Origin of the sequence: Aurantimonas aggregata, assembly GCF_010500835.1 — a bacterium.
Lineage (GTDB): Bacteria > Pseudomonadota > Alphaproteobacteria > Rhizobiales > Rhizobiaceae > Aurantimonas > Aurantimonas aggregata.
The window spans coordinates 128,903-153,176 of record NZ_JAAAMJ010000003.1 but is presented as its reverse complement, the minus strand read 5'-3'; the positions used below and the strand labels follow the sequence as shown (position 1 = coordinate 153,176).

Sequence of the window (24,274 nt, the reverse complement as noted above, 5' to 3'; positions counted from 1 at the left end):
CGGGCGTAGAACCGCGACCGTTGCCGTCGATTTACCAGTGGCGGACCGCCTGGGCAAGAGGACATAAACATTTACTTATATCTTGATCACCCGAACCCGGCGTTGCCTCTTCCGGCAGCCAATGGTTTCGCGGTAGCCTTGCCGCCTTGTCGAACGCGGGGGGAGCGAGTGATGCGCGTGCGGATGGCCATTTTGGCGGCGACAGCCGCTTCCCTCCTGCTCGCGCCGACCAGCGACCTTGTGGCGCAGCCGGCGCAGGTACCTGCCCCGCCGCCGTCCATGCCGGCGAGCTTCAGCGAATTCGCGCTGCCTTATGCGCCGTATCTCTTCGACTTCGCCGTCTATGCCGGCCGCAATCTGGCGCGCATCACCTATCGCTCGCGCCGCTACGACCCGGTCACCAAGGCACTCGTGGTCACCGACCTTTCGGTCGAGCGGGACGGTTTCTCCGCATCGGTCGGCCAGATGCGGATCGCCGCTGACGGCGTCGTCTACGAGGACATCGCCGTCGATACGCGCGACCTGCCGCTTGATCCGACGGTGCGCGAGGCCCTGCAGCGCCTCGACAGCGAGACGATCACCGGCGACCTGATCCTGACGGCGGTCAGCGATGTCGCCGCGGCCGACTACGACGTCAATCTCGTGCTGCGGGCCGAAAGGATCGGCACGTTCGACGTCACCGCCGACCTTGCCGGCTTCCACGTGCTGGCGCCGCTCGAGGACATGACGGCGGGTGGCTCGGAACTGCCGACGGTGATCGGCAGCCTGCGGTCCGGGCGGATCCGCTTCACCGACGCTGGCCTCGCAGCCGTGCTCTACGACATCGCGGGCGACCGCCAGGGCCTGACCGGTGATCAGGCCCGCGGCACGGTCGCGATGATGGCGGGGATCGGCGTCGCCTCGATGGTCGCGGGCCTCCCCGGCGGGGCGGGTCCGGAGATGCAGCGAAGGGGGCAGCAATGGTCGGCGGCGGCGCAGGCCTTTCTCGCCAGGCCGGACCGGCTCGACGTGACCTTCGCGCCGGCCGAGCCGTTCGATCTGTCGCGCCTGACCGACGGCGAGATCGGCGAAGCCGATATCATCGACCTCAATCCGTCGGCCGTAGCCGGCACCGCCGAGCGCCTGACGCTCCGCGACCCCGCAACGCTGGTTGCTGCCGGCGCACCGGCCGACGCGGTGCTGACCGCCGCCGAAGCCCTGATTGACGGGCGGGGCGTGCCGCAGGATGTGGCACGCGCCGTGGCACTGGTCCTGCCCCTCGCCGGTAACGACAACCGCCGGGCGATCGGGCTCCTTGGTCGCGGACTCGCCGCCGATCCGGGCGTGGCGATCCCGCAGGACGATCTCACCGACGCCTATGTCGCGCTGCTGACCGGCAAGGCCGATGGCCTCACGGTCGAGGATACGGGCCTCGACGCGCTGCGCGGTCGGCTGAGCCCCGAAGAGATCGTCGCCGCAGAGGACGAGGCGGTGCAGCTGTGGCGCTCAGCGCCGGTCGGGCAGGAGCAGAAGCGCATCGAGGTCGCGGCCTTCGCCGCGCGCGACTGGGCGACGGTGCGGCGCTTCGCCTATGCCTATTACGAGGGCGCGACGATGCCGCGGAACCTCTTGCGGGCGTATGGCTGGGCCTCGATCGCGGCGGCGGGCGGCGATCCGCTGGCCCGGCGCCTGCGCGACGACCTGTCCAGCGCCGTCGGCAACGGCCTGGTGGCCCTGCCCCTCGATCGTGCGCGCGAGGCGACCGACGATCTCTGGCGGCTGCTCGTTACCGAAGCGGATTCCGGCACGCCCGCGCCAAACGGGCCTGCCGACGGAGCTCCCGCCGCGCCGTCGTCACCCGCTCCCCCGGCCGCTTCCGTTCCCGGCGCACCGGCCCAACTGCCGACCGAGTGACAAGCGTCCTGGCGGTCAGTGCTCCTCGCCGAAACGGTTGGCGACGAGCGCCTCGATCGCGTCGAGGGCGGCCGTGGCATCCGTACCGGTGGCCGAGACCTCGATCGTGCAGCCCTGGCTCGCCGCGAGCATCATCAGCCCCATGATCGACTGGCCGCCGACCGACATCCCGTCACGCGAGATCGTCAGTTCCGCGTCGAAGGTCTCGGCGGTCTGGACGAAGCGCGCCGAGGCGCGGGCATGCAGGCCGCGGCGGTTGACGATCGTCAGGATGCGCGCGTCGGGGTGACTTCCGGGCGTCGGCGTATCGTCGCCGCATCGCGATCCGTCGCTTCCCGGCATGACCGGATCATTTCCCGCTGAGGACACGGCTCGCCACATTGATGTATTTGCGCCCGGCATCCTGGGCTTCCACGAGCGCCTGGGCGATCGGCTTTTCGTTTCGGACGCTCGCCAGCTTGATCAGCATCGGCAGGTTGACGCCGGCGAGAACGTCCACCCGCGTCCCGTCCATCACAGAGATGGCGAGGTTGGAGGGGGTCCCGCCGAACATGTCGGTCAGGATGATCACCCCGTCGCCGCGCTCGGCGCGGCCGACCGCCTCGACGATGTCGACGCGCCGCTGCTCCATGTCGTCTTCCGGTCCGATCGAGATCGTCTCGAAGGCTTCCTGCGGTCCGACCACGTGTTCGACCGCGTTGCGGAACTCGTCGGCGAGCCGCCCATGGGTGACAAGCACCAGTCCGATCATGCGGCGAACGCTCCGATTGTCTGGCAGGCCATCCGACAGGCTCCGTGATAGGCGGCCGCGACCGGTCCACCCCCTTGCGAGCGCGATTGGCGGCGGTCCGGCATATGGGCGCGCATCCTCACCATCTGGCAGGCGATACGCAAGTTAAATGATCGGCCGGGAGTTGCTGCTTTGTGGCATTTCAGCGCCCGACGCGCGCACCGGCGAGGGCCAGCGAGACCAGCACGTCCGCGCCGAAGGCGGCCGAGCGCGACGGCAGCCGCACCAGGCGGAACGCGGCGCCAAGGATCGTCACGGTGGCATCGGCCTCTTCGGGCATCCGGTCGATGCCCGCCGCCTCGCAGAGATCGACCACGAGGACGAGCGGGGCCGAGGCGGCGACAGGCTCCGAGACGATGCCGACGCCGGATATCTCGATCAGGCCGCTGAGCGTTTCGGGCGCCGACAGGACGAGGTCCGAGGCGCTCGCTGCGAGCACCACCCGGTCGTCGGCCACCAGCCAGCTCTCGAGCCCGAGCGAGGCGGCGCGCCGCAGGGTGGACAGGCAGAGCGCCGACTTGCCGCTGCGGGCCGGTCCGCGGACCAGAATGCCCATCCGGCCGATCAGGACTGCGGAGCCGTGAACGTTCAGCGTCTCGCTCATTCGGCCGGCAGCGACACGATGAAGCGCGCGCCCGCGACGCCGTCGGGCGCCATCGGGTCGGCGATGTTCTCGGCCCGGATCGTGCCGCCATGCGCCTCGACGATCTGCCGGCTGATCGACAGGCCGAGACCGGAATTCTGGCCGAACGCCTCGCCGGAGGGGCGGTCGGTGTAGAAGCGCTCGAAGATCCGGTCGATGAACTCGGCCTGGATGCCCGGCCCATTATCCTCGACCGTCGCGACGACGCGCTGGCCGCGCCGGCGCAGCGAGACCTTGATCCGGCCGTTCTCGGGCGGAACGAACGAGCGGGCGTTCTCGATGAGGTTGGTGAACACCTGGCTCAGCCGCAGGTCGTGGCCGGTGACGTTGTAGCCGCCCTTCACCGAGGCCGGCAGCGGCTGTGGCTCGAAGCTGATCGACACGTTCCGCCCGTCACGCCTGTGGCCATGGGCGCCGTCGACGACCGATCGCAGCAGGCCGGCGAGATCGACCTTGGCGGCGATCTGCCGCGCCAGCTCGGCATCGAGGCGTGAGGCGTCGGCGATGTCGGTGATCAGCCGGTCGAGCCGGCGCACGTCGTGCTGGATGATCTCCAGCAGCCGTTCGCGCGAAGCTTCGTTGCGGGCGAGCGGCAGCGTCTCGACGGCGCTGCGCAGCGACGTCAGCGGGTTCTTCAACTCGTGCGAGACGTCGGCGGCAAAGGATTCGATCGCGTCCATGCGCGCATAGAGCGCGTTGGTCATGCCGCGCAGCGCCGTGGCGAGATTGCCGACCTCGTCGGCGCGATCGCCGAAATCGGGGATCGCCGTGCGTTCGTTGACGCCGCGCCGGACGCGTATGGCGGCTGCCGACAGCCGGCGCAGCGGCGTCGCGATGGTCGAGGCCAGCAGCGTCGACAGCACGATGACGACCACGGCCGCCACGGCGAAGACGCGCACGATCGCCATGCGCTCGGCCTGGACGATCTTGTCGATGTCGCCGCCCTGGGTGGACAGGAGCAGGACGCCGAGCACCGCCCGGAAGCGCTGGATCGGCACGGCGACGGAAACGATCAGCTCGCCCCCTTCGGTGGCGCGGACGACGCTCGCCGGCCCGCCGGTGAGGGCGTTCATCACTTCCGGATAGGCGGTGCCCGAGCCGCCCGGCGTCTCACGATAGACCGGCAGGTCGCTGCGCTGGAACAGCCGGCGCACGAACGACACGGTCTCGTCGAGGAAGGACGGCTCCTCGTCGATGACCGGCGGCAGGTCGTAGCGCAGGATCTGGCCGCGCGAGTAGAGATGGCGGGAGTCGAGGATCAAATTGGCGTCCCGGTCATAGAGCCGCGCACGGGTGCGGGTCGGCGAGATCAACCGCCGCAGCAGCGGCGCGACCCGTTCGGGATTGATCGGAAACTCCAGGCTTTCCGCGGTGTCGGAGGTCGGCGCCAGCGTGTCGCCGGCCTGCAGTTCGAGCAGCCGCTCTGGGTCGAGCGTGATCGAGTTTGTCTCGACCGTCGCCGACGAGGCGATGGCGCTGGCGATGATCTCGCCCTGGGTCAGCAGGCTCTCGACGCGGGCGTCGATCAGCCCGGCGCGGAACTGGTTGAGATAGAGGATGCCGGAGACGAGGACGATCAGCGCGACGAGATTGAGGAAGACGATGCGCCGCGTCAGCGAGGAGAAGATCGTGTGTCCCAGCGCCCAGCGCATGCGGTAGAGCACGCGCCGGATGAACGGCAGGCGGCGCAGGCGCTTGCGCATGGCGAGGTCGCGCGGTGGCCGCCGCACGCCCGCGCGCCTGCCTTCGTCCTCGTCGGAGCCTGAAATAGATACCATCAGTGGCCTTCGCGCCGCCTCAAGTTTCCCGGAAGCGGTAGCCGACGCCGTAGAGCGTCTCGATCATGTCGAAGTCGTCGTCGATGACCTTGAACTTCTTGCGCAGCCGCTTGATGTGGCTGTCGATGGTGCGGTCGTCGACATAGACCTGCTCGTCGTAGGCGGCATCCATCAGCGCGTCGCGGCTCTTCACCACGCCGGGCCGCTGGGCCAGCGAATGCAGGATCAGGAACTCGGTGACGGTCAGCGTCACCGGCCGGCCCATCCAGGTGCAGGTATGGCGCTCCTGGTCCATCACCAGCAGGCCGCGCTCCAGCGAGGATTCCGGCGTCGCGTTCGGGCTCTTGCCGGCATTGTCGCGCGGCTGCCCGCGGCGCAGGATCGCCCGCACCCGCTCGACCAGCAGACGCTGCGAGAACGGCTTCCTGATATAGTCGTCGGCGCCCATCTTGAGACCGAAAAGCTCGTCGATCTCCTCGTCCTTCGAGGTCAGGAAGATGACCGGGATGTCGGACTTCTGGCGCAGGCGGCGCAGCAGCTCCATCCCGTCCATGCGCGGCATCTTGATGTCGAAGATCGCCAGCTGCGGCGGCCGCGACTGCAGGCCCTCCAGCGCGGACGCGCCGTCCGTGTAGGTCTCGACGCGATAGCCCTCGCTCTCGAGTGCGATCGATACCGAGGTGAGGATGTTCCTGTCGTCGTCGACAAGAGCGATCGTTGGCATTGCGGTCTTCTCCAGTTTCCACCCTCCCGGCGGTCTAAGCCGCCAGGAAGGCAGGCCGGCGCCTGTCTCGGCGGCGCCTGCCGTCCGTCGGTCCGGGAAGGCTGCCGATCGGCAGCGGTACTCCGGATCGGCGCGAGTCGCGTCATCAATCTGCGCTAAATGTGGCGGGAAGCGAAGATTACAAAGACGTAACGTCAGATTTCGCCGGAAATCGCAGGATTTCCGGCGGGTTTCGGCGGTTGCCGCGAGTCGAAATCCGGCATCCGGGGTGAGACCCTGCTGAAGGAAGCGTAACGTCCGCCACAAAGTTCCGCGAAAGAAATTTCGCAGAGTTCGACGGCGGTTGCGCCAGCATCGAACCGATTGAATTGGAAGATGACACTGCTAAATCGATTAACTACCTGTCAGCGCTAAGGAAATAGGCCTGTGACAGCTTGATGAACGGGCCTCTGCGCAGTATCTAGCTGCAAGCACTCGTTTCGGGCGAGGGCACGCGAATTCTATGGGAGATCACCGTGGACGAGATCGGCACGCGCAATCCGCAGAGCGGAATCGAGACGACCGGGCTGGAGGGCGTATCCTCCCTGCGGTGGAACCTGCCGTCGGCCGAGCTGGTCGAGACCGCGATCCGCCGCGGCGAGGGCCGGCTGACCGCGCATGGCGCGCTGGTCGTCACCACCGGCCGTCACACCGGGCGCTCCCCCCGGGACAAATTCGTCGTCCGCGACGAGGCGACCGAAGAGGTGGTCTGGTGGGACAACAACAAGCCGATGGAGCCGGCGGCCTTCGAGCTGCTCTACGACGACTTCAAGCAGCATGCCCGTGGCCGCGACCTGTTCGTGCAGGACCTGATCGGCGGCGCCGACGAGAAGAACGCCATCCGTGTGCGCGTCGTCACCGAATATGCCTGGCATGCCCTGTTCATCCGTAACCTGCTGATCCGCCCGACGGTGGAACAGCTGGCGGATTTCGTGCCGGACATGACGATCATCGATCTCGCCTCGTTCAAGGCTGATCCTGAGCGCCATTCCTGCCGCTCGGAGACGGTCATCGGCTGCGATCTCTCGCGCAACATCGTGCTGATCGGCGGCACGACCTATGGCGGCGAGATGAAGAAGTCGGTCTTTACCGCGCTGAACTACCAGCTGCCGGGCCGCGGCGTCATGCCTATGCACTGCTCGGCCAATGTCGGCGAAGACGGCAACGTCGCGATCTTCTTCGGCCTCTCGGGCACCGGCAAGACCACGCTCTCGGCTGATCCCCGCCGTACGCTGATCGGCGACGACGAGCATGGCTGGGGCGAGGACGGCATCTTCAACTTCGAGGGTGGCTGCTACGCCAAGACGATCAATCTCTCGGCCAAGGCCGAGCCCGAGATCTTCGCGACGACGCGCCGCTTCGGCACGGTCCTTGAAAACGTCGTGCTGGACAAGAACCTCGTCCCGAACTTTGCCGACTCCTCGCTGACCGAGAATACCCGCGCCGCCTACCCGCTCGACTTCATCCCGAATGCCAGCGAGACCGGGCGCGCCGGCCATCCGAAGAACATCATCATGCTGACGGCGGACGCGTTCGGTGTGATGCCGCCGATCGCCCGGCTGACGCCGGCCGAGGCGATGTATCACTTCCTGTCTGGCTACACCGCTAAGGTGGCCGGCACCGAAAAGGGCGTCACCGAGCCGGAGGCGACCTTCTCCACCTGCTTCGGCGCTCCGTTCATGCCGCGGCACCCGTCGGAATACGGCAATCTGCTGCGCGACCTGATCGCCCGCCATGAGGTCGATTGCTGGCTGGTCAACACCGGCTGGACCGGCGGCGCCTACGGCACCGGCCAGCGCATGCCGATCGGCGTGACGCGGACCCTGCTCGCAGCGGTGCTCGACGGCAGCCTGAAGAATGCCGAGTTCCGCACCGACGCCAATTTCGGCTTCAAGGTTCCGGTGGCGGTGGAGGGCGTCGACAGCGCGATCCTCGATCCGCGCTCCACCTGGGCCGACAAGGCGGCCTATGACGCGCAGGCCCGCAAGCTGGTCGAGATGTTCAGCCGCAATTTCGAGAAGTTCGAGCAGCATGTCGATCGCGACGTGATGGACGCGGCACCGACCCTGCAGCTCGCCGCCGAATAGTCCGACACCGCGCCGCCCGCTGACGTGGGCGGCACGGTGCAGGTTTTGCCGGATAGTCGCCGTATCCTGGCGACGACGCTCCCCCTTGCCGCGTTTCTCAGCTATCTCCTTCTCGGCCGGCCATCGATCCCGCCGCCCGCAAGGAGAAGACCGTCCCGCCATGGCAGCCGCGAACGACCTTCAGGTCACCAGCCGGGTGATCATCCCCGAGTCCGATCTCGAGGAACAGTTTATCCGCGCCGGCGGCCCGGGGGGGCAGAACGTCAACAAGGTCTCGACCGCGGTGCAGCTGCGCTTCCAAGCGTCCCGCTGCGAGGCGGTGCCGCCCGACGCGCGGCGGCGGCTGCTGAAGCTTGCCGGCCGCCGCGCCACCAAGGACGGCGACATCCTCATCGAGGCCTCGCGCTTCCGCAGCCAGGATCGCAATCGCGAGGACGCCCGCGAACGGCTTGCCGAGCTGGTGCGCGAAGCCTTGAAACCGCCGCCGCCGCCGCGCCGCAAGACCAAGCCGACACGCGGCTCCGTCGAGCGCCGGCTGAAGGCGAAGAAAGGCCGCGGCGACATCAAGCGTAACCGTGGCCCCGTCGGCGACTGACCAGCCGGGTTCGAAGCTCGCCCGATGGTTCCGCACAAAGCATCACGTCTGCCCAAACTTAGTGTGATGACCGGGAGCGAAGCCGTGTCGTTCGAGCTCCCGTAACTGTGTCGACTTCCCCACGGAAGCAGCGGTCCTTGGACCGGCAACACAGGGAGAAACCATCATGCTGAAGACCCTCATCCGCAGCACCGCCTTCGCGTCGCTGATCGCCGTCGGCGCCGCCGGCTTCACCACCGCCGCTGTCGCGCAGGACATGACGATGGTCGGTGGCGTCGCCATGGACCCGGACAAGACCATCGTCGAAAACGCCTCGGCGGCACCGAACCTTTCGACGCTCGTCGCGGCCGTGACGGCGGCCGGCCTCGCCGAGACGCTCGGCGGCGAGGGCCCCTTCACCGTCTTCGCGCCGACCAACGCCGCCTTCGAGAAGCTGCCGGCGGGCACCGTCGAAGAGCTGCTGAAGCCGGAGAACAAGGCGCAGCTGACCAAGATCCTGACCTATCACGTGGTCCCGGCCGCAGCGACGTCCGAGGCCGCGATGAAGATGATCGAGGACGATGGCGGCGATCACCCGGCCCCGACCGTGGCGGGCGAGAACATCAGCCTGTCGATGGACGGTGACAGCATCATCGTCACCGACGCGCAGGGCAACAAGGCGACGGTCGAGCAGGCCCACGTGATGCAGTCGAACGGCGTCGTCCACGTCATCGACACCGTCCTGATGCCGGCCAGCTAAGCCGCGATCCCCGGCCGGGCGCCTCTGCGCCGGCCGGGCAGTCCGGCTCCGCGCCGTCGTCGCATGGCGCGGAGCCATGACGCATCCTATCTGCCAGGCAACAGCCGGATCAGGCGTCGAACACAAAGCGGTGCGCGCCCGCCGCGCCCCTTGCAGTATGGGCCGGCAATCGCGACCATCTCATCCTGAGGGGCAGAGCCCCGAGCCAGGCAACCGAACAAGGAGATAGAGCATGCTGAGGCGCAATGTCCTGTTGACCGGAGCCGCCGCCGCGGTGGCCGCCATCGGCGGCGGGCTGTTCAGCCGCAGCCGGGCTGCCAGCGAGACGCCGTTCCCGGTGTCCTTCACGCCCGACGAATGGCGCCAGCGCCTGACGCCGGAGCAGTATTCCGTCTTGCGCGAAGAGGCGACCGAGCGGCCGTTCTCCAGCCCGCTCAACGACAACAAGCAGAGCGGCCTCTATGCCTGCGCCGGCTGCGACACGCCGGTGTACTCGTCGGAGACGAAGTTCGACTCCGGCACCGGCTGGCCGAGCTTCTGGGCGCCGCTGTCGCAAGAGGCGGTGCAGACCCGGACCGACTACAAGCTGATCCTGCCGCGGACCGAGGTGCACTGCGCCACCTGCGGCGGCCATTTCGGCCATATTTTCGACGATGGGCCGGCGCCGACCGGCAAGCGCCACTGCCTCAACGGCGTCGCGCTGGCCTTCAAGCCCGGCGCGACCGAGACGGCGTCCTGATCGGCGCTTGGTTGGCGCACGGCGACGGGCGATCTCGCGGGTACCCTTTACGAACGCGTAACCTGTCCGGGCAACCATTCGTGACGACGATGGCCACGGATTGAAGCACGAGGGTCGGAACGCCATATGAGCCGGGTAGAGGAAAGGCGGTGCCGCTGACGGGCCGGCTTTCCATCAAGTCGCTTGTCAAAGGACTTTGATCACCCATGAGCCGTATGACGCCGTTTTCCAGCCCGTTGCTGCTCGGCTTCGACAGTGTCGAAAAGACGCTCGAACGCATAGCCAAGGCCGGCGACGGCTATCCTCCGTACAACATCGAGCGCGTCCGCGCCGCGGCGTCGTCCGAGGCACCCCAGGACCTGATCCGCATCACGCTCGCCGTGGCCGGCTTTCGTCCCGAGGATCTCGAGGTGACCACCGAAGAAAACCAGCTGCTGATCCGCGGACGGCAGAACGATGACGCCGAGCGCGAGTTCCTGCACCGCGGGATAGCGGCACGGCAGTTTCAGAAGTGCTTCTTGCTGGCGGAAGGAATGCGGATCATCGGCGCGCAGTTGAAGAACGGCCTGCTGCTCATTGACCTCGCCAAGCCCGAGCCGGAGCGGATCATCCGGAAAATCGAGATTGCGGTCGAAGACTGACCGGATCCCGCGTTGGCCTTGAAAGGAAACGTTATGATCGACCACAACATTGCTATCAGCGAGGCCGATCTGGCAGCCATCGGCGAGGGTGATCTCGCCTATCTGCGCCAGATGTCATCCGATGATATTCGCGCCCGCTTCCCGACCGCCCAGGCCATCCGGCCGGGCCTGCGGCTCTGGGCGCTGTTCTCCGCCGATGGCACGCCGCTCGCGGTGTCCGACGACCGCGGCAGCATTCTTGCCAGCGCCGACGAGAACGAGCTGCAGACGGTGAGCATCCACTGATCGCTGCGCGAGTTTAGCCAATCCGAAAAGCGGGCGGCCCGGCGGGCTCGTCCGCTTTTTTCGTTTGAGCTTCTGGAGAGTTCTGGAGAATCGGTCTCGGCCGGGCGCGGCCTCAGGCGGCGTTCTTGGCCGAGGCGCTGGTCATCAGCGCGTAGATCGCGCCGGCGTCGCGGGAGGCTCGGATCTGGCCCACCGTTTCCGGGTTGCGCAGCAGCCGGGCAACCTTCGACAGCGCCTTGAGGTGGTCGGCGCCGGATCCCTCCGGCGCCAGGAGCAGGAAGACGAGATCGACCGGCTGGTCATCCAGCGCGTCGAACTCGACAGGCCGGCTCAGCCGCGCGAACACCCCGACGATATGGTCGAGGCCCTCGAGCTTGCCGTGCGGAATGGCGATGCCGTTGCCGACGCCGGTCGAGCCGAGCTTCTCGCGCTGCAGGATCGTCTCGAATATCTCGCGCTCCGGCCGTCCCGTCAGCTCGGCAGCCTTCTCGGCCAGCTCCTGCAGGACCTGCTTCTTGGAGTTCGCCCGCAGGCCCGGCAGGATCGCGGCCGGTTCGATGAGCATCTCGAAATCCATCGCTGAACTGCCTCTTGCTGCGGAGCGCCTCACCCTGGCCGACAAAGCTTGTGCGGCGCTCAAGCGTCGCCGGCTTTGGCATAGGAGGAGGGGTCGACCCAGCCGTAATTGCCGTCCGGGCGGCGGAAGACGATGTTGAGGTCGCCCGACTTGGCATTGCGGAACAGCACCACCGGCCCGTCCTGCCGGTCGAGTTCCATCACCGCACCCGCCACCGAAAGCGTGCCGACCTTCAGCGTCGTCTCGGCGATGATCGCCGGGGAGTAGTCCTCGGGGACCTCGTCTTCCGGCTCGTCGGGGATCGCGGCCATCACCGAATAGGCCATGTCGCGCTGCTGCCCGTTGGCATGCAGGTGATGGTCCTTTAGTCGCCGCTTGTAGCGTCGCAGGCGTTTCTCGATGCGCTCGGCCGCGTCGGCGAAACAGGCCTCCGGGTCGTGTGCCTGGCCGGCCGCCTGGAATACCACGCCGGTGTCGAGATGCACGGTGCAGTCGGTCGAGAAACGCGAACCATCTTTGGAGACGACCACGGTGCTGGAGAAATTGCCGTCGAAATATTTGTCGACCGCATCGCCCAGCCGCTGCTCGATCCGTGCGCGGAACGCCTCGCCGACGTCGATGTGCTTGCCCGAAACGCGAATACTCATGCTTGAACTCCCTTGCGGTGACGTAGCACCGGTTCTGCCCATTCTACGAGAAACGTCTGGCGACGCTCTTCGGTGCCGTTCCGGCGTTGTTTTTCGTAAGGGCGTGTGGTCGGGGCGGCAGGCTCGAACCCAATGGAGAAGTGGCGCCTTCTAGGAACCTTCGCCAGGGGTGTCAACGCGCGGCCTCCGTAGCCGGGGGCCGTTCGGCCCCGGATCGGGGCGGCCGCTACCATGCGTCAGGAAGCCAGCCGACGCGCATTCATCTCGCGCCGGCGCTGGATGGAAGAGGGGATTCCCTGCGCCTCGCGATATTTCGCCACGGTGCGCCGCGCGAGATCGATGCCCTCGTCCCGGAGCACGGCAGCGATGTCGTCGTCGGACATCACCTTGCCCTGGCTCTCGGCGTCGATCAGCAGCTTGATCCGGTGTTTCACGCTTTCCGCCGAATGTGCGTCGCCGCCATTGGCCGAGGCGATCGCGACGGTGAAGAAGAACCGCATGTCGAACGTGCCGCGCGGCGTCGAGATGAACTTGCTGGCGGTGACGCGGCTGACCGTCGATTCGTGCATGCCGATCGCCTCGGCGACCGACATCAGCGTCATTGGCCGCAAGCCGCCGATGCCGCGGGTCAGGAAGCCGTCCTGGCGCCGGACGATCTCGCTTGCCACCTTGACGATCGTCTTCGCCCGCTGGTCGAGCGAGCGGATCAGCCAGTTGGCGGATTGGTGGCACTCGCCGATGAAGCTGCGGTCCTCGTCCGAGAGCCGGCCGCCCCGGACGATCTTCAGATAGTCGTTGTCCACGAGGACGCGCGGCAGCGCCTCCGGGTTGAGTTCCACCTGCCAGCCGCCGTCGGTCGCCGCCGTGACCAGAACGTCCGGAATGATGGCCTCCGGGCCATGGTGATCGAAGGCGTGGCCGGGCTTGGGGTCGAGCCCACGGATTTCGGAGAGAATTTCCATCAAACCCGATTCGTCCTCGCCGGTGAGGCGGCGCAACTGCGCGAAATCCCGCCGGGCCAGAAGATCGAGATTGGCGAGGATCGTGCGCATCACCGGGTCGAACCGGTCCTTGCGCTGCAGCTGGATGGCGAGGCACTCCGAAAGGTCGCGGGCGAACAGCCCGGCGGGCGTCGCCTCGCGCTGGAGTCGCGCCAGCACGTCCTCGACCGTCGCGACATCCACCCCGAGTTCGGCGGCGACGATATCCGTTGCCCGCCACAGATACCCGTTCTCGTCGAGATGCTCGACCAACGCTTCGCCGAGCTTGCGCTCGATGCCCGGGGCCAGCGCGTCGGCAACCTCGTTGAGGGCATGGGCGTGCAAGGAGGGCCGACGCTCGGCCAAGTCGTCGATGCTGAAATCGCTGTCCGCCGCGAATATCCGCCCGTCGCCGCGCATCGCCGGGGCTGGGGCGCTCGTCGGTCGCGTGGCGGTATCGTCCTCGCGGCCGGTAAAGCCGCTCTCATAGGCGGCGCCGTCGCTTTCCGCGCCGGTGACCGGGCGCTCGCTGGTGTGCGGCACTGGTGGTGCGACGGGTGGCTCGGCGGCGGCTGCCGCGTTGGCCGGCTCGTAGGAGAGCAGCGGATTGCGCTCCATCTCCGTCTCGACGAAGCTCTGCAGCTCCAGATGGCTGTACTGCAGCAAACGGATCGACTGCAGCAGCTGGGGTGTCATCACCAGCGACTGGGTCTGCCGCATCTGCAGTCGGGCCGATAAAGCCATGTACCCCGATCAATTTGCCTGGAACCGGTCGCCCCGCCCTTTCCGGGCAGGCCGCAGCGGCCCGGCGCCACCCCCAGTCCCGCAGAGTTGCGGGCGACGACGCCATCCCTGCATCAAAGCTTCTGTCGAACTTCCTTGTCAATCGGAACCGCGCAAGGTGCGTCCCGACGGACGTCAGAAGCTGAACTGGTCGCCGAGATAGAATCGCCGCACGTCGACATTGTCGACGATCTGCTGCGGGCTGCCGTGGGTGAGCACGGCGCCGGCATGCATGATGTAGGCCCGGTCGATCAGGCCCAGCGTCTCGCGGACGTTGTGGTCGGTGATCAGGACGCCGATGCCGCGCTTGGTCAGATGCCGGACCAGGCCCTGGATGTCGGAGACGGCAATCGGGTCGACGCCGGCGAACGGCTCGTCGAGCAGCATGAAGGTCGGCTTGGAGGCCAGCGCGCGCGCGATCTCGCAGCGCCGCCGCTCGCCGCCGGAGAGCGACGTCGAGGCCTGCTTGCGCAGATGCTCGATGTTGAATTCCTGCAGGAGGCTGGTCAGTTCGCGCTCGCGCGTCGCCTTGTCCTTCTCGACGACTTCGAGCACCGCGCGGATATTGTCCTCGACCGACAGGCCGCGAAAGATCGAGGCCTCCTGCGGCAGGTAGCCGATGCCGAGCCGGGCCCGGCGATACATCGGGATCTCAGTGATGTCGTGCCCGTCGAGCAGGATGTTGCCGCGGTCGACCGGCACCAGGCCGGTGATCATGTAGAAGCACGTGGTCTTGCCGGCGCCGTTGGGCCCGAGCAGGCCGACCGCTTCGCCGCGGCGCACCGCGATCCCGACATCGTCGACGACGCGGCGTCCCCTGTAGGTCTTGGTCAGGTTGGCGGCGACGAGGGTTCCCTCGGCGTTGGCGAAGCGCGGGCCGGCCTTGTTGCCGGTCGCGGCGCCGGCCGGCGAGCTCGCCCGCCGCTTGTCCGTCAAATCGGCACCGGCACGCTCGGCCGTCTGTGCGATCGTCACGCAGCCGGCCTCAGTTCGTCGCCGGGCCGCTGGACTCGCCGTCCGGGCTCAGCATCAGCCGCACCCGGCCGCCGCCACCCTGGCCGCAGGCGCTTTCGAGACGCGCGAGGCCGGTGTCCATCTGGATCGTCAGCTTGCAGCCTTCGGCGATGTTCTCGCCCTGGCTGAGGACGACGTTGCCGGTCATCACGACGAGCTGGCTGGTCATGTCGAAGGAAGCCTGCTCGGCAGTCGCCACCTGGTCGACCGACTTCACGTAGACCTTCTCCGTCGCCTCGAGCCGGTCGATCTGGTTCGACCCGCCGGGCAGGGCGCCGCCACGTGCCGGTGCATCTTCCCCGTCCTCCGGCTTCTTGTAGTGCACCACGAGCTTGCCGCTGCGCAGTTCCGTCTCCCCCTGCGCCACGGCGACATTGCCGGTGAAGGTCGCGATCGCCTGGGCGTCGTCGACGTCGAGCTGGTTGGATTCGATCGAGATCGGCTGGTCGCCATCGAGCTGCAGCCCGTTGAAATTGCTGCCGAGCCCCTCCTGCGCGACCACGCCCGATGCGCCGAAGGCGCCGAGGAAAACAGCCGCAACGAAGGGCGCGGCGCGACGAAGGACGAAGGCTTGCATGGTCTACTCGCTCTTGAAGGCTTGTTTTTCGGTTGATCCGGCCTCGGACGGCGCAATCACCATCCTCACCCGGCCACCGAAGGAAAGGACTTTACCACCGTCGGACACGGTGAGGGAGCTGGATCGGATGGTCTGGTTCGGCGTGTCGATCGCCACCGGGCCGCCGCCCTGCATGGCACCGGCGGCAAGGTCGATATCGGCCGTAGCGAGCTTGATCGCGATGCCGTTGCTCGTCTTGACCTCGATGCCGTCGGTCAAGCGCAGCAGGTTGGTTTCCGAATCGTAGAATCCGGCCGTGGCGGTGATATCCGCGGTGGTGTCATCGTCGACGAAGAGCGTGGCGGTGACCTTTTCCAGGTCGACCCCGCCGCCGGTCAGCGACTGGAAGGCGCGCACGGCGCGCATCTCGTATGGCCGCTCCTGGCTGTCGACGCCGGACATGCGGGGATCCTGCATCACCACGCGCCCGTCCTCGATCGACGTCCCGGTCACCGAGATGTCGCCCGGCAGGCTGCGGGCCAGCCACGTCGTGGTGACGCCGACGACGACGATGATTGCCGCGATCAAGGGGAGGGCGATCTTCAGTCGGCGGACCATGCGCGAGTGACGACGCGCCCGCGCAAATTCGAGATCGCTGCGACCGGAGGCCTGTCCCGCGGTCGAGGCGACCGAGGAAGCGGGATTCGCGAGGGGCGCCTGCGTATTGTTCATTTGCACCGTGATCAAGCTGTCCCCGATCCGTCACCTGCCTTGCGATCGATGGCGGCGATGGACTTCGGCAGACCGTGACTGGACGCGTTTCACACCAATATGGGGTTTTTACGTCCGCGCCCAGTCATTGCGGCATATTCCTAACCATAGGGAATGAACGTTTCGTGAGCCTTCACAGGCATCGCGGTTCAAGCTAACGCTCGCGCAGTCAAACGCGAGGGAGGCCGAGATGGCCGGAACCACCGAGGATCTCATCGATCGCCGCCGCCTGCGCGGCAAGCTGCGCTTCTGGCGGGTGGCGGCGATCGCCGTCGTTGCGCTGGCCGTTCTGGCCGTCCCGCTGTTCGGCTGGAAGGGCCCGATCCTCCCGCGCGAGCAGATCGCCCGCGTCGCCATCGAGGGCATGATCCTCGAGGATCGCAAACTCCTGGAGCTTCTGGAACGGCTGAAGGACGAGGACGCCGTCAAGGCGGTGGTGCTGCGCATCGACTCCCCCGGCGGCACGACGGTCGGCGGCGAGTCGATCTACGAGGCGGTGCGCGCCATCGCCGCCGTGAAGCCGGTCGCGGCGGAAGTCGGCACGCTGGCGGCCTCCGCCGGCTACATGATCGCCGCCGGCACCGACCACATCGTCGCGCGCCAGACCTCGATCGTCGGATCGATCGGCGTGATCTTCCAGTATGTCGACGCATCCGCCCTGCTGAACACGGTCGGCGTCGAGGTCAATGCGATCAAGTCGGCGCCGCTGAAGGCCGAGCCGTCGCCCTTCGCGCCGGCTAGCGAGGAAGCCAAGCAGATGATCGGCCGGCTGGTGATGGACACCTATGACTGGTTCGTCGCCCTCGTCGCCGAGCGCCGCGGCCTCAGCCAGGCCGATACGCTGGTACTGGCCGACGGCTCGGTGTTCAGCGGCCATCAGGGCCTGGAGAACCGCCTGGTCGACGCGCTGGGCGGCGAGGACGAGGTGCGGGCGTGGCTGGAGACCGAGCGCGGCGTGCCCGCCGGTCTCGACTTCGTCGACCGTGAGCCCGAGGAACAGGACGAGGGGTTCTTCTCGATCTTCACCGAGGCCCGCGCCGGTATCTTCGCGGCTCTCGGGCTCGATCCGCGGGCCGCGTCGCTGTCGGACGCGGTGCTGCGCCGGGTCGGTCACCTTGACGGGCTCGTGTCGCTCTGGCAGCCTTCACGAACACGTGTGACGTCGCAATAAATGATGGAAATGGCCCGGGTTTCGATCGGCCGTCTGGGACGGGCGCGGCAGCTTGGCGGCCGAAGCAGCGTCCGGGGCGGCGCGACAGGTCTCGGGAAGGGGAACTCGTCTTGATCAAGTCGGAACTCGTGCAGGCGATCGCCAGCCGCAACCCCCATCTCTACCAGCGCGACGTCGAGACCATCGTCAACGCCATCTTCGACGAGGTCACGTCGGCGCTCTGCGAGTCGAACCGCGTCGAGCTGCGTGGCTTCGGGGCTTTCTCCGTGAAGAACCGGCCGCCCCGTTCGGGGCGCAATCCGCGTACCGGCGAGGCCGTCGAGGTGGAGGAGAAGTGGGTGCCGTTCTTCAAGGCCGGCAAGGAATTGCGCGAGCGACTGAACGGCCGCTAGGCGCTCAAGGCGTGCGCCAGACGCACCTCGGCGTTGACGGCAGGGGCGCGACGCCCATGTTTGTTTCTCAGTCTGTGGCGGCCGATGCCGCCGACAACACAGCCCGTGCCCGGTGACGGGGCGGGCGCGAGGCGGAGCCCATGATCTCGAGAATCCTCACCCTCGTCATTCTCATCCCGCTGGCGATCCTGCTGGTGGTGTTCTGCGTCGCCAACCGCCAGGCAGTCCCGGTCTCGCTGGACCCGATCGGCAACATGCCGCAGCTCGTGTTCGCCGCGCCGCTGTTCCTGCTGTTGATGGGCGCCGTCATTCTCGGCGTCGTCCTCGGCGGGCTCGGCACCTGGTTCACCCAGGCGCACTACCGCCGCAAGTCATGGAAGCGCAAATACGAGGTCGAACGGCTGCGCCGCGAGGCCGATGAAAGCCGCGCCAAGCTGCGCCAGATCGAGGAAGAGCGCGTCCGCACCAATTCCGGCTCGACGGCACTGGTCTCCTCGCAGGCCGCCTGAACGCCGCGCCCTTCGCGGGGCGGCGTCGCACGGAGCGTCCCGCTCAGACCGTGACGGTTTCGCCCTCGGCCGTCGCCTGCGGCCCGGAGACCTTCTCGACGAAACAGTCGAAGAACTGCCCGGCCAGCTTCTTGGCGGTGGAATCGATCATCCGCCCGCCGAGCTGGGCGATCTTGCCGCCGACCTGCGCATTGACGTCGTAGGTGAGGATCGTCTCGGCTCCGTCTTCCTCGAGCCGCACGTCGGCGCCGCCCTTGGCGAAGCCCGCGATGCCGCCCTTGCCTTCGCCGACGATCGAATAGCTCTCCGGCGCGTTGATGTTTTCCAGCCGGACCTCGCCGGAGAATTTCGCCTTCACCGGCCCGATCTTCATCGTCACGGTCGCCGCCATCATGTTCTCGCCGGTCATCTCCAGGCTTTCGCAGCCTGGGATGCAGCTCTTCAGAACATCCGGGTCGTTGAGCGCCGCCCAGACCGTTTCCCGCGGTGCCGGCAGCCGGTATTCGCCCTTGAGATCCATCGAAACCCTCCCTTGCGCCTTGCGTGTCGGCGTTACTCGCTCGTCGTCCGATCTAGAATCACGTTTTTGCCGGCTTTGCCAAGCATGCCGGAACCGCTAATGACCTAAATCCCGACATCGAAAGCATGGAGTTTGCCTTGGCGCGAGCGCGGCGGCCCGGCCCTCATACGGATTCGAGCCCGAACGGTACGGCTTCGCGCGGACCGCGCGCCCGGCCGAACGACGCGCCGCGTCCGCCGGGCGGCGACGATGCCCCCCGCACGAGACCGGCCATCGGCGATCCACCGGTGCGGGCCCTCGACCTGCCGCGTCCGAACGGTCCCCGCCCGGTGCCGCGCGAGCCGGTGATCCTCACCGTTGAGCCGTCGGCCGATTATGCGCTGCTGGATTCCGGCGCCGGCGAGAAGCTCGAGCGCTACGGGCCGCTGACGGTGCGCCGTCCGGAGAACCAGGCGATCTGGCAGAAGCGCCTGCCGGATGCGGCCTGGGACGGAGCCGATGCGATCTTCACCGGCGATACCGACGAGGAAGGCACCGGACGCTGGCGCTTTCCGAACGGGCCGCTGGGCGAGACCTGGCCGCTGGTCCAGGAAGGCGTCGATTATCTCGGCCGCTTCACCTCCTATCGCCATGTCGGCGTGTTTCCCGAGCAGGCGGTGCACTGGCGCTCCACCGAGGCGGCGATCACGGCGGCGCTGGCCGGCGGCCAGCGCCCGGTGCGCATGCTCAATCTCTTCGGCTATACCGGCGTCGCCTCGCTGCTCGGAGCCCGCGCCGGCGCCGAGGTGACGCATGTCGACGCGTCCAAGAAGGCGATCGCCTGGGCGCGCGAGAACCAGGAAGTCGCGGGCCTCGAATCGAGCCCGATCCGCTGGATCTGCGAGGACGCGGTCCGCTACGCCGAGCGCGAGGTCAAGCGCGGCAGCCGGTACGACGTGATCCTGCTCGATCCGCCGCGCTTCGGCCGCGGACCCAAGGGCGAGGTCTGGCAGCTCTTCGAGGACCTACCCTATCTGCTCTCGCTGACCCGCGCTTTGCTGTCGGACCGCCCGCTCCTCGTCATCCTCACCGCCTATTCGATCCGGGCGTCGTTCTATGCCCTGTCCGCGCTGACCGGCGAGGCCTTCCGCGGCCTCGGCGGCACCGCCGAATCGGGCGAGCTCGTCATTCGCGAGGCCGGCGACGAGCCGCGCCTCCTTTCAACTTCCCTCTTCTGCCGCTGGACCCCCGATCATGTCTGACAAGCCCCCAACGGACGGCCGGACCCGGCTCCCGCCTACCAACGCCCCCGGCCGGGTCAAGGAGGTCTCCAGCGTCTCCAACCCGATCGTCAAGGACATCCGTTCGCTGGCCCAGAAGCGCCATCGCGAGGAGACCGGGCTGTTTCTCGCCGAGGGGCTGAAGCTCGTCGTCGACGCGCTCGATGCCGGCTGGCAGATCCAGACGCTGGTCATCGCCAAGTCCGCGTCCGGCCACGAACTGCTGGAGCGCACGGCGGCCCGCACCGTCGCCCTTGGCGCCGACGTGCTGGAGGCGAACAACAAGGTGCTGGAGGCCATCACCCGGCGCGACAACCCGCAGAGCGCCGTCGGGGTGTTCAAGCGACGGCTGACGCAACTCGCCCAGCTCGAGGCCGGCAAGGGCGACGTCATCGTCGCGCTCGACCGGGTGCGCGATCCCGGCAATCTCGGCACCGTGCTCAGGACTGCCGACGCTGTCGGCGCCAAAGGCGTGATCGTCATCGGCGACAGCGTCGACCCGTTCTCGCTGGAGACCGTGCGCGCCACGATGGGCTCGATCTTCTCTGTGCCGCTGGCGCGGGTGAGCGAGGCGGAGTTCCTCGAATGGCGCGCCCGCTTCCGCGGCCTCGTCGTCGGCACCCACATGGAAGGCACGGTTGATTACCGGACGCCGAAATACGACGCCCAGCCGACGCTGCTGGTGATGGGCAACGAGCAGGCGGGCCTGACCGAGGCGCTGGCCAAGGCATGCGACGTGCTCGCACGCATCCCCCAGGCGGGCCGCGCCGACAGTCTCAACCTCGCCATCGCCACCGGGGTCATGCTGTTCGAGGCAAGGCGCGGGAGCCTCAGGCTTTGAACCGTCGCCTGTTCGTTTCTGGCCTCGTCATCGTCATCCTGGCCGTCGTCGCCGACCAGGCGATCAAGGCCCTCGTCGTGGCAACCATGGGCCTCGGCGAGGCCATCGAGCTTCTCCCCGTCCTGGCGCTCTACCACGCCCGCAATACCGGCATCGCCTTCTCGATGTTCTCGGGGCTGAGCGATGTCAGCCTGTCGCTGATCGCCGGTGTCGTGCTGATCGTCGTGCTCTATCTCTGGTACAAGACACCCGCCGAGCGCCGGCTGACGCATTTCGGCCTCGCCATCATCGTCGGCGGCGCCATCGGCAACCTCATCGACCGCGTCAGCCTCGGCTATGTCGTCGACTACATCTATTTCCACACCCCGGTCTGGGACTTCGCGGTCTTCAACCTCGCTGACGCCTTCATCACCGTCGGCGCCATCATCATCCTGGTCGACGAGTTCATTCTCGCGCCGCGCGAGGCGCGCCGTGCCCGCCGGGCCGACGGAGCCGCGCCCGGCGATTGACATCGGATGCCGCCGCCCTTCGTCTCGGACGACACCGCCGGCATCTCGCCGGCGCCTGGGAGGAAGCGATGAGCGAGACATTCAGGGCGATCTTGATTTCCCGCGACGAGGCTAGGAACCAGTCCGTCGACATCGTCGAGATGACGCCGGACCAGCTGATGGACGGCGATGTCGACGTCGCCGTCGAGGCCACCACCGTCAACTACAAGGACGGGCTGGCAATCACCGGCAAGGCGCCGGTGGTGCGGCGCTGGCCGCTGATTCCCGGCATCGACCTCGCCGGTACCGTGATCACCTCCGCGCATCCGGACTGGCAGCCGGGCGACCGCGTCATCCTCAATGGCTGGGGCGTCGGCGAGACCCACCATGGCGCCTATGCCGGGCGGGCGCGGCTCAGGGGCGAATGGCTCGTCGCCCTGCCGGAGCGCTTCACGGCGATGGAGGCGATGGCGATCGGCACCGCCGGCTATACGGCGATGCTCAGCGTCATGGCGCTGGAGCGAGCAGGCATGACGCCGGACAGCGGGCCGGTGGTGGTCACCGGGGCGGCGGGCGGCGTCGGCTCGGTCGCGGTGGCGCTTTTGGCGGGGCTCGGCTGGCACGTCGTCGCCTCGACCGGCCGACCGGGCGAGGCGGACTGGCTGCGCGACCTCGGCGCCGCCGAGATCATTGACAGGTCGGAGCTCTCCGAGCCGGGCAAGCCGCTCGGCAAGGAACGCTGGGCGGCCGGCATCGACGCCGTCGGCAGCCACACTTTGGCGAACGTCCTGGCCGCGACAAGCTATGGCGGCGTGGTCGCCTGTTGCGGCCTCGCCCAGGGCATGGACCTGCCCGCAAGCGTCGCGCCCTTCATCCTGCGCGGCGTCTCGTTGCTCGGGATCGATTCGGTGATGGCGCCGAAGCAGCGCCGGGTCGAGGCCTGGGGACGTCTCGCGCGCGATCTCGACGCGGCACGGCTCGGCGCCATCACTACGGAGATCGGTTTCGACGCGATCGTCGACACGGCGAAGGCGATCGTCGAGGGCCGGATCCGGGGCCGCGTGGTCGTCGACATGCAAGCATGATCGGGCGGTCCATTGTCCCCGGGCGGGGCGCCTGCGATAATGAAAACCGGGTCAGTCATAAAATTTTCGCCGAGCCGCCGTAAGGGCTATCGGCAGGGGTTGGCCCAACGGAGGATGCGATGGACGCTTTGGGCACGAAGCCGGGCTTGGGTCTGCGACCCACATCGCTGAATTTCGGCGGCGTCGTGATGCGCTTCGTGCCGGCGAAGATGCGCCATCTGGTGCGGCGCTTCGATGCCGTGGCGCCGGTGCTGGGACGCATCGGCCAACTCGAGGTCCGGCTCGCCCGCAGCCCCGCCGAGGTCAAGGCGGCGCAGCAGCTGCGTTACCGAATCTTCTACGAGGAGATGAGCGCGCAACCATCGAAGTTCCAGAAGATGACGCGGCGCGACCGCGACGGCTTCGACCGCTATTGCGACCATCTGCTGGTGATCGACCAGTCGCGCACCGGCCCGATCACCGAGCGCATCGTCGGCACCTACCGGCTGATGCGCAGCGATGCGGCGGCGCTCGCCGGCGGCTTCTACACCGCACAGGAATTCGACATCGGTCCGATGCTGGCGCGCCACAAGGGCAAGCGGTTCCTCGAACTCGGCCGCTCGTGCGTGTTAAAGGAATACCGCGGCAAGCGCACGGTCGAGCTGCTGTGGCAGGGGATCTGGAGCTACGTGCTCGCCCACGACATCGATGCGATGTTCGGCTGTGCCTCGCTCGCCGGCACCGATCCCGAAGCGCTGGCCGCGCGCCTCGCCTTCCTGCGCGAGAATGCCGCCGCGCCGGCGGAGTGGCACGTCCGCGCACTGCCGAGTCGCGGGACGTTCCTGTCGAGCAGTGTCCAGATCGCCGATCCGCGCCGGGCGCTGGCGGATCTGCCGCCGCTGCTCAAGGGCTATCTGCGGGTCGGTGGCTATATCGGCGAAGGCGCGGTCGTCGACCACCAGTTCGGCACGACCGACGTCTTGGTCGTGCTGCCGCGCGAGCGGATCAATCCCCGCTATATTGGCCATTACGGCGCCGACGCCGGGCGCTTTGCCGCCTGACGGACCGCCCTCGGATCGCGGCGATCGGGAACGGTCGGCCTACTGACCGACCCGCACGACGCTGCGCGTCTTCAGATCGACGATCACCGGCTGTCCGTTGTAGTAGAAATACGCCAGCGAGGAGTTCGGATCGGGCTGCCGCAGCGCCACCGATTGCGGCACGGAATCTCCCAGGGAAGGCGGCGTTGCCATCTGCGCGTTGTCGGTCGGGTTCGACAGGGCGAACTGCAGGACATTGACGCTGTCCTGTGCCCATGCGGGCGTGCCCGCCGTCGCGGCGAGGAGGGCAAGGGCCAGTAGAACGGGTCTCGACATCATGCATCTGTCCTTGTGCGTCCGACGCCAGGGGGCGGGCGCGACGACACCCTTGCCACATCACCGATGAACGGCGCCTGACCGGGCAGAAGATGGCGTCTCGTTTGCCGGGACGCAACCGTTGCCGGTTGCAAGTTGTCAGGTCCCGTCGATCACGTCGTCGCGACAGGCGCCGCAAGGATTGTCGATCGCTGCCCGACCGAAATTTTCGGCGAACGGCTGCCGTCGATGTCATGCCCCGGCCGCCCTGGCTTTGGGATTGTCGGGCTGACCCCTTTTCTCAGGGTGGTCGCAAAGCTAAGCGGGGGCAGGCGCAAGCCCGACTGCCACGCGGCGCGCGCGGCTCGGCGCCGGCGAGGGAAGGATCGATCCG

The 24,274-nt window shown here is 67.6% G+C and carries 29 protein-coding genes; 16 read left to right on the top strand and 13 right to left on the bottom strand.

Annotated features, from left to right (window positions below):
* The first annotated feature begins 171 nt into the window (after positions 1-171).
* The gene (locus GTW51_RS06940; RefSeq protein ID WP_163043173.1) at positions 172-1,893 is read left to right on the top strand and encodes a sel1 repeat family protein; all 1,722 of its coding nucleotides are present in this window, start codon (positions 172-174) and stop codon (positions 1,891-1,893) included.
* 15 nt (positions 1,894-1,908) lie between these two features.
* On the opposite strand, the gene GTW51_RS06935 is transcribed toward GTW51_RS06940, so the two are convergent.
* The 5 genes from GTW51_RS06935 to GTW51_RS06915 all read right to left on the bottom strand — a co-directional run bounded on the left by GTW51_RS06935 (position 1,909) and on the right by GTW51_RS06915 (position 5,828).
* Positions 1,909-2,235 (bottom strand): HPr family phosphocarrier protein, encoded by a 327-nt coding sequence (locus GTW51_RS06935; protein WP_163043172.1) that lies wholly within the window; start codon positions 2,233-2,235, stop codon positions 1,909-1,911.
* A 7-nt stretch (positions 2,236-2,242) separates the two neighbouring features.
* Complete coding sequence (locus GTW51_RS06930) at positions 2,243-2,644, bottom strand: PTS sugar transporter subunit IIA (protein ID WP_163043171.1); 402 nt, start codon at positions 2,642-2,644, stop codon at positions 2,243-2,245.
* A gap of 181 nt (positions 2,645-2,825) precedes the next feature.
* Positions 2,826-3,287: an HPr kinase/phosphorylase gene (locus tag GTW51_RS06925; RefSeq protein ID WP_163043170.1), complete on the bottom strand. Its 462-nt coding sequence runs from the start codon at positions 3,285-3,287 to the stop codon at positions 2,826-2,828.
* Positions 3,284-5,104 (bottom strand): stimulus-sensing domain-containing protein, encoded by a 1,821-nt coding sequence (locus GTW51_RS06920; RefSeq protein WP_163043169.1) that lies wholly within the window; start codon positions 5,102-5,104, stop codon positions 3,284-3,286. Before GTW51_RS06920 ends, GTW51_RS06925 begins: the two co-directional genes overlap by 4 nt.
* Before the next feature lie 19 nt (positions 5,105-5,123).
* Positions 5,124-5,828: a response regulator transcription factor gene (locus tag GTW51_RS06915; RefSeq protein ID WP_163043168.1), complete on the bottom strand. Its 705-nt coding sequence runs from the start codon at positions 5,826-5,828 to the stop codon at positions 5,124-5,126.
* Positions 5,829-6,343: 515 nt separating this feature from the next.
* On the opposite strand from GTW51_RS06915, the gene GTW51_RS06910 reads away from it, so the two are divergent.
* The 6 genes from GTW51_RS06910 to GTW51_RS06885 all read left to right on the top strand — a co-directional run bounded on the left by GTW51_RS06910 (position 6,344) and on the right by GTW51_RS06885 (position 10,953).
* Positions 6,344-7,954, top strand: coding sequence for a phosphoenolpyruvate carboxykinase (locus tag GTW51_RS06910; protein ID WP_163043167.1), 1,611 nt, complete (start codon positions 6,344-6,346; stop codon positions 7,952-7,954).
* A gap of 160 nt (positions 7,955-8,114) precedes the next feature.
* Positions 8,115-8,549 (top strand): alternative ribosome rescue aminoacyl-tRNA hydrolase ArfB, encoded by a 435-nt coding sequence (arfB, locus tag GTW51_RS06905; protein ID WP_163043166.1) that lies wholly within the window; start codon positions 8,115-8,117, stop codon positions 8,547-8,549.
* Between the two features lie 166 nt (positions 8,550-8,715).
* On the top strand, positions 8,716-9,288 hold the full coding sequence (locus GTW51_RS06900) for a fasciclin domain-containing protein (RefSeq protein ID WP_163043165.1): 573 nt from the start codon (positions 8,716-8,718) through the stop codon (positions 9,286-9,288).
* Positions 9,289-9,520: 232 nt separating this feature from the next.
* A complete protein-coding gene (gene msrB / locus GTW51_RS06895; RefSeq protein WP_163043164.1) occupies positions 9,521-10,027 on the top strand; it encodes a peptide-methionine (R)-S-oxide reductase MsrB in 507 nt (168 codons plus the stop codon).
* Positions 10,028-10,233: 206 nt separating this feature from the next.
* Positions 10,234-10,668 (top strand): Hsp20 family protein, encoded by a 435-nt coding sequence (locus GTW51_RS06890; RefSeq protein ID WP_163043163.1) that lies wholly within the window; start codon positions 10,234-10,236, stop codon positions 10,666-10,668.
* Between the two features lie 33 nt (positions 10,669-10,701).
* Positions 10,702-10,953, top strand: a complete 252-nt coding sequence (locus GTW51_RS06885; RefSeq protein WP_163043162.1) for a BQ00720 family protein — start codon at positions 10,702-10,704, stop codon at positions 10,951-10,953.
* Between the two features lie 112 nt (positions 10,954-11,065).
* Here GTW51_RS06885 and ptsN read toward each other — a convergent pair whose 3' ends face one another.
* The 6 genes from ptsN to lptC all read right to left on the bottom strand — a co-directional run bounded on the left by ptsN (position 11,066) and on the right by lptC (position 16,029).
* Positions 11,066-11,530 (bottom strand): PTS IIA-like nitrogen regulatory protein PtsN, encoded by a 465-nt coding sequence (gene ptsN, locus GTW51_RS06880; RefSeq protein WP_163043161.1) that lies wholly within the window; start codon positions 11,528-11,530, stop codon positions 11,066-11,068.
* Positions 11,531-11,589: 59 nt separating this feature from the next.
* Positions 11,590-12,177, bottom strand: a complete 588-nt coding sequence (hpf, locus tag GTW51_RS06875) for a ribosome hibernation-promoting factor, HPF/YfiA family (RefSeq protein WP_163043160.1) — start codon at positions 12,175-12,177, stop codon at positions 11,590-11,592.
* A 236-nt stretch (positions 12,178-12,413) separates the two neighbouring features.
* Entirely contained in the window at positions 12,414-13,901 is a 1,488-nt protein-coding gene (rpoN, locus tag GTW51_RS06870; protein WP_163043159.1) for an RNA polymerase factor sigma-54, read from the bottom strand.
* A 174-nt stretch (positions 13,902-14,075) separates the two neighbouring features.
* Positions 14,076-14,915 carry an LPS export ABC transporter ATP-binding protein gene (gene lptB, locus GTW51_RS06865; protein WP_163043158.1) on the bottom strand — a complete coding sequence of 280 codons (840 nt, stop codon included), beginning with the start codon at positions 14,913-14,915 and terminating at the stop codon, positions 14,076-14,078.
* A gap of 10 nt (positions 14,916-14,925) precedes the next feature.
* Positions 14,926-15,531, bottom strand: a complete 606-nt coding sequence (gene lptA, locus GTW51_RS06860; protein ID WP_163043157.1) for a lipopolysaccharide transport periplasmic protein LptA — start codon at positions 15,529-15,531, stop codon at positions 14,926-14,928.
* 3 nt (positions 15,532-15,534) lie between these two features.
* A complete protein-coding gene (gene lptC / locus GTW51_RS06855) occupies positions 15,535-16,029 on the bottom strand; it encodes an LPS export ABC transporter periplasmic protein LptC (RefSeq protein ID WP_343033951.1) in 495 nt (164 codons plus the stop codon).
* Here lptC and GTW51_RS23850 point away from each other — a divergent pair.
* The 4 genes from GTW51_RS23850 (at position 15,971) to GTW51_RS06840 (ending at position 18,353) form a co-directional block, all read left to right on the top strand.
* On the top strand, positions 15,971-16,138 hold the full coding sequence (locus tag GTW51_RS23850; protein ID WP_246232780.1) for a hypothetical protein: 168 nt from the start codon (positions 15,971-15,973) through the stop codon (positions 16,136-16,138). The two genes, lptC and GTW51_RS23850, sit on opposite strands and share 59 nt — an antisense overlap.
* 333 nt (positions 16,139-16,471) lie before the next feature.
* Positions 16,472-17,452 (top strand): signal peptide peptidase SppA, encoded by a 981-nt coding sequence (sppA, locus tag GTW51_RS06850; protein WP_163043155.1) that lies wholly within the window; start codon positions 16,472-16,474, stop codon positions 17,450-17,452.
* A 110-nt stretch (positions 17,453-17,562) separates the two neighbouring features.
* Positions 17,563-17,844: an integration host factor subunit beta gene (locus tag GTW51_RS06845; RefSeq protein ID WP_163043154.1), complete on the top strand. Its 282-nt coding sequence runs from the start codon at positions 17,563-17,565 to the stop codon at positions 17,842-17,844.
* 140 nt (positions 17,845-17,984) lie between these two features.
* Positions 17,985-18,353, top strand: a complete 369-nt coding sequence (locus tag GTW51_RS06840) for a lipopolysaccharide assembly protein LapA domain-containing protein (RefSeq protein WP_163043153.1) — start codon at positions 17,985-17,987, stop codon at positions 18,351-18,353.
* A gap of 43 nt (positions 18,354-18,396) precedes the next feature.
* Here the strand turns inward: GTW51_RS06840 and GTW51_RS06835 are convergent, their stop codons facing one another.
* A complete protein-coding gene (locus tag GTW51_RS06835; RefSeq protein WP_163043152.1) occupies positions 18,397-18,873 on the bottom strand; it encodes an SRPBCC family protein in 477 nt (158 codons plus the stop codon).
* Between the two features lie 125 nt (positions 18,874-18,998).
* Here GTW51_RS06835 and GTW51_RS06830 point away from each other — a divergent pair, with 125 nt between their 5' ends.
* The 5 genes from GTW51_RS06830 (at position 18,999) to olsB (ending at position 23,586) form a co-directional block, all read left to right on the top strand.
* Entirely contained in the window at positions 18,999-20,114 is a 1,116-nt protein-coding gene (locus tag GTW51_RS06830; RefSeq protein ID WP_163043151.1) for an RsmD family RNA methyltransferase, read from the top strand.
* Entirely contained in the window at positions 20,107-20,973 is an 867-nt protein-coding gene (locus GTW51_RS06825) for a TrmH family RNA methyltransferase (protein WP_163043150.1), read from the top strand. The genes GTW51_RS06830 and GTW51_RS06825 overlap by 8 nt, the downstream gene beginning before the upstream one ends.
* The gene (gene lspA / locus GTW51_RS06820) at positions 20,970-21,482 is read left to right on the top strand and encodes a signal peptidase II (RefSeq protein WP_246232726.1); all 513 of its coding nucleotides are present in this window, start codon (positions 20,970-20,972) and stop codon (positions 21,480-21,482) included. Before GTW51_RS06825 ends, lspA begins: the two co-directional genes overlap by 4 nt.
* Positions 21,483-21,550: 68 nt before the next feature.
* A complete protein-coding gene (gene acuI, locus GTW51_RS06815; protein WP_163043148.1) occupies positions 21,551-22,546 on the top strand; it encodes an acrylyl-CoA reductase (NADPH) in 996 nt (331 codons plus the stop codon).
* A gap of 119 nt (positions 22,547-22,665) precedes the next feature.
* The gene (gene olsB / locus GTW51_RS06810; protein WP_163043147.1) at positions 22,666-23,586 is read left to right on the top strand and encodes a l-ornithine N(alpha)-acyltransferase; all 921 of its coding nucleotides are present in this window, start codon (positions 22,666-22,668) and stop codon (positions 23,584-23,586) included.
* 39 nt (positions 23,587-23,625) lie between these two features.
* Here olsB and GTW51_RS06805 read toward each other — a convergent pair whose 3' ends face one another.
* The gene (locus GTW51_RS06805) at positions 23,626-23,904 is read right to left on the bottom strand and encodes a hypothetical protein (protein WP_163043146.1); all 279 of its coding nucleotides are present in this window, start codon (positions 23,902-23,904) and stop codon (positions 23,626-23,628) included.
* Between the last annotated feature and the right edge of the window lie 370 nt (positions 23,905-24,274).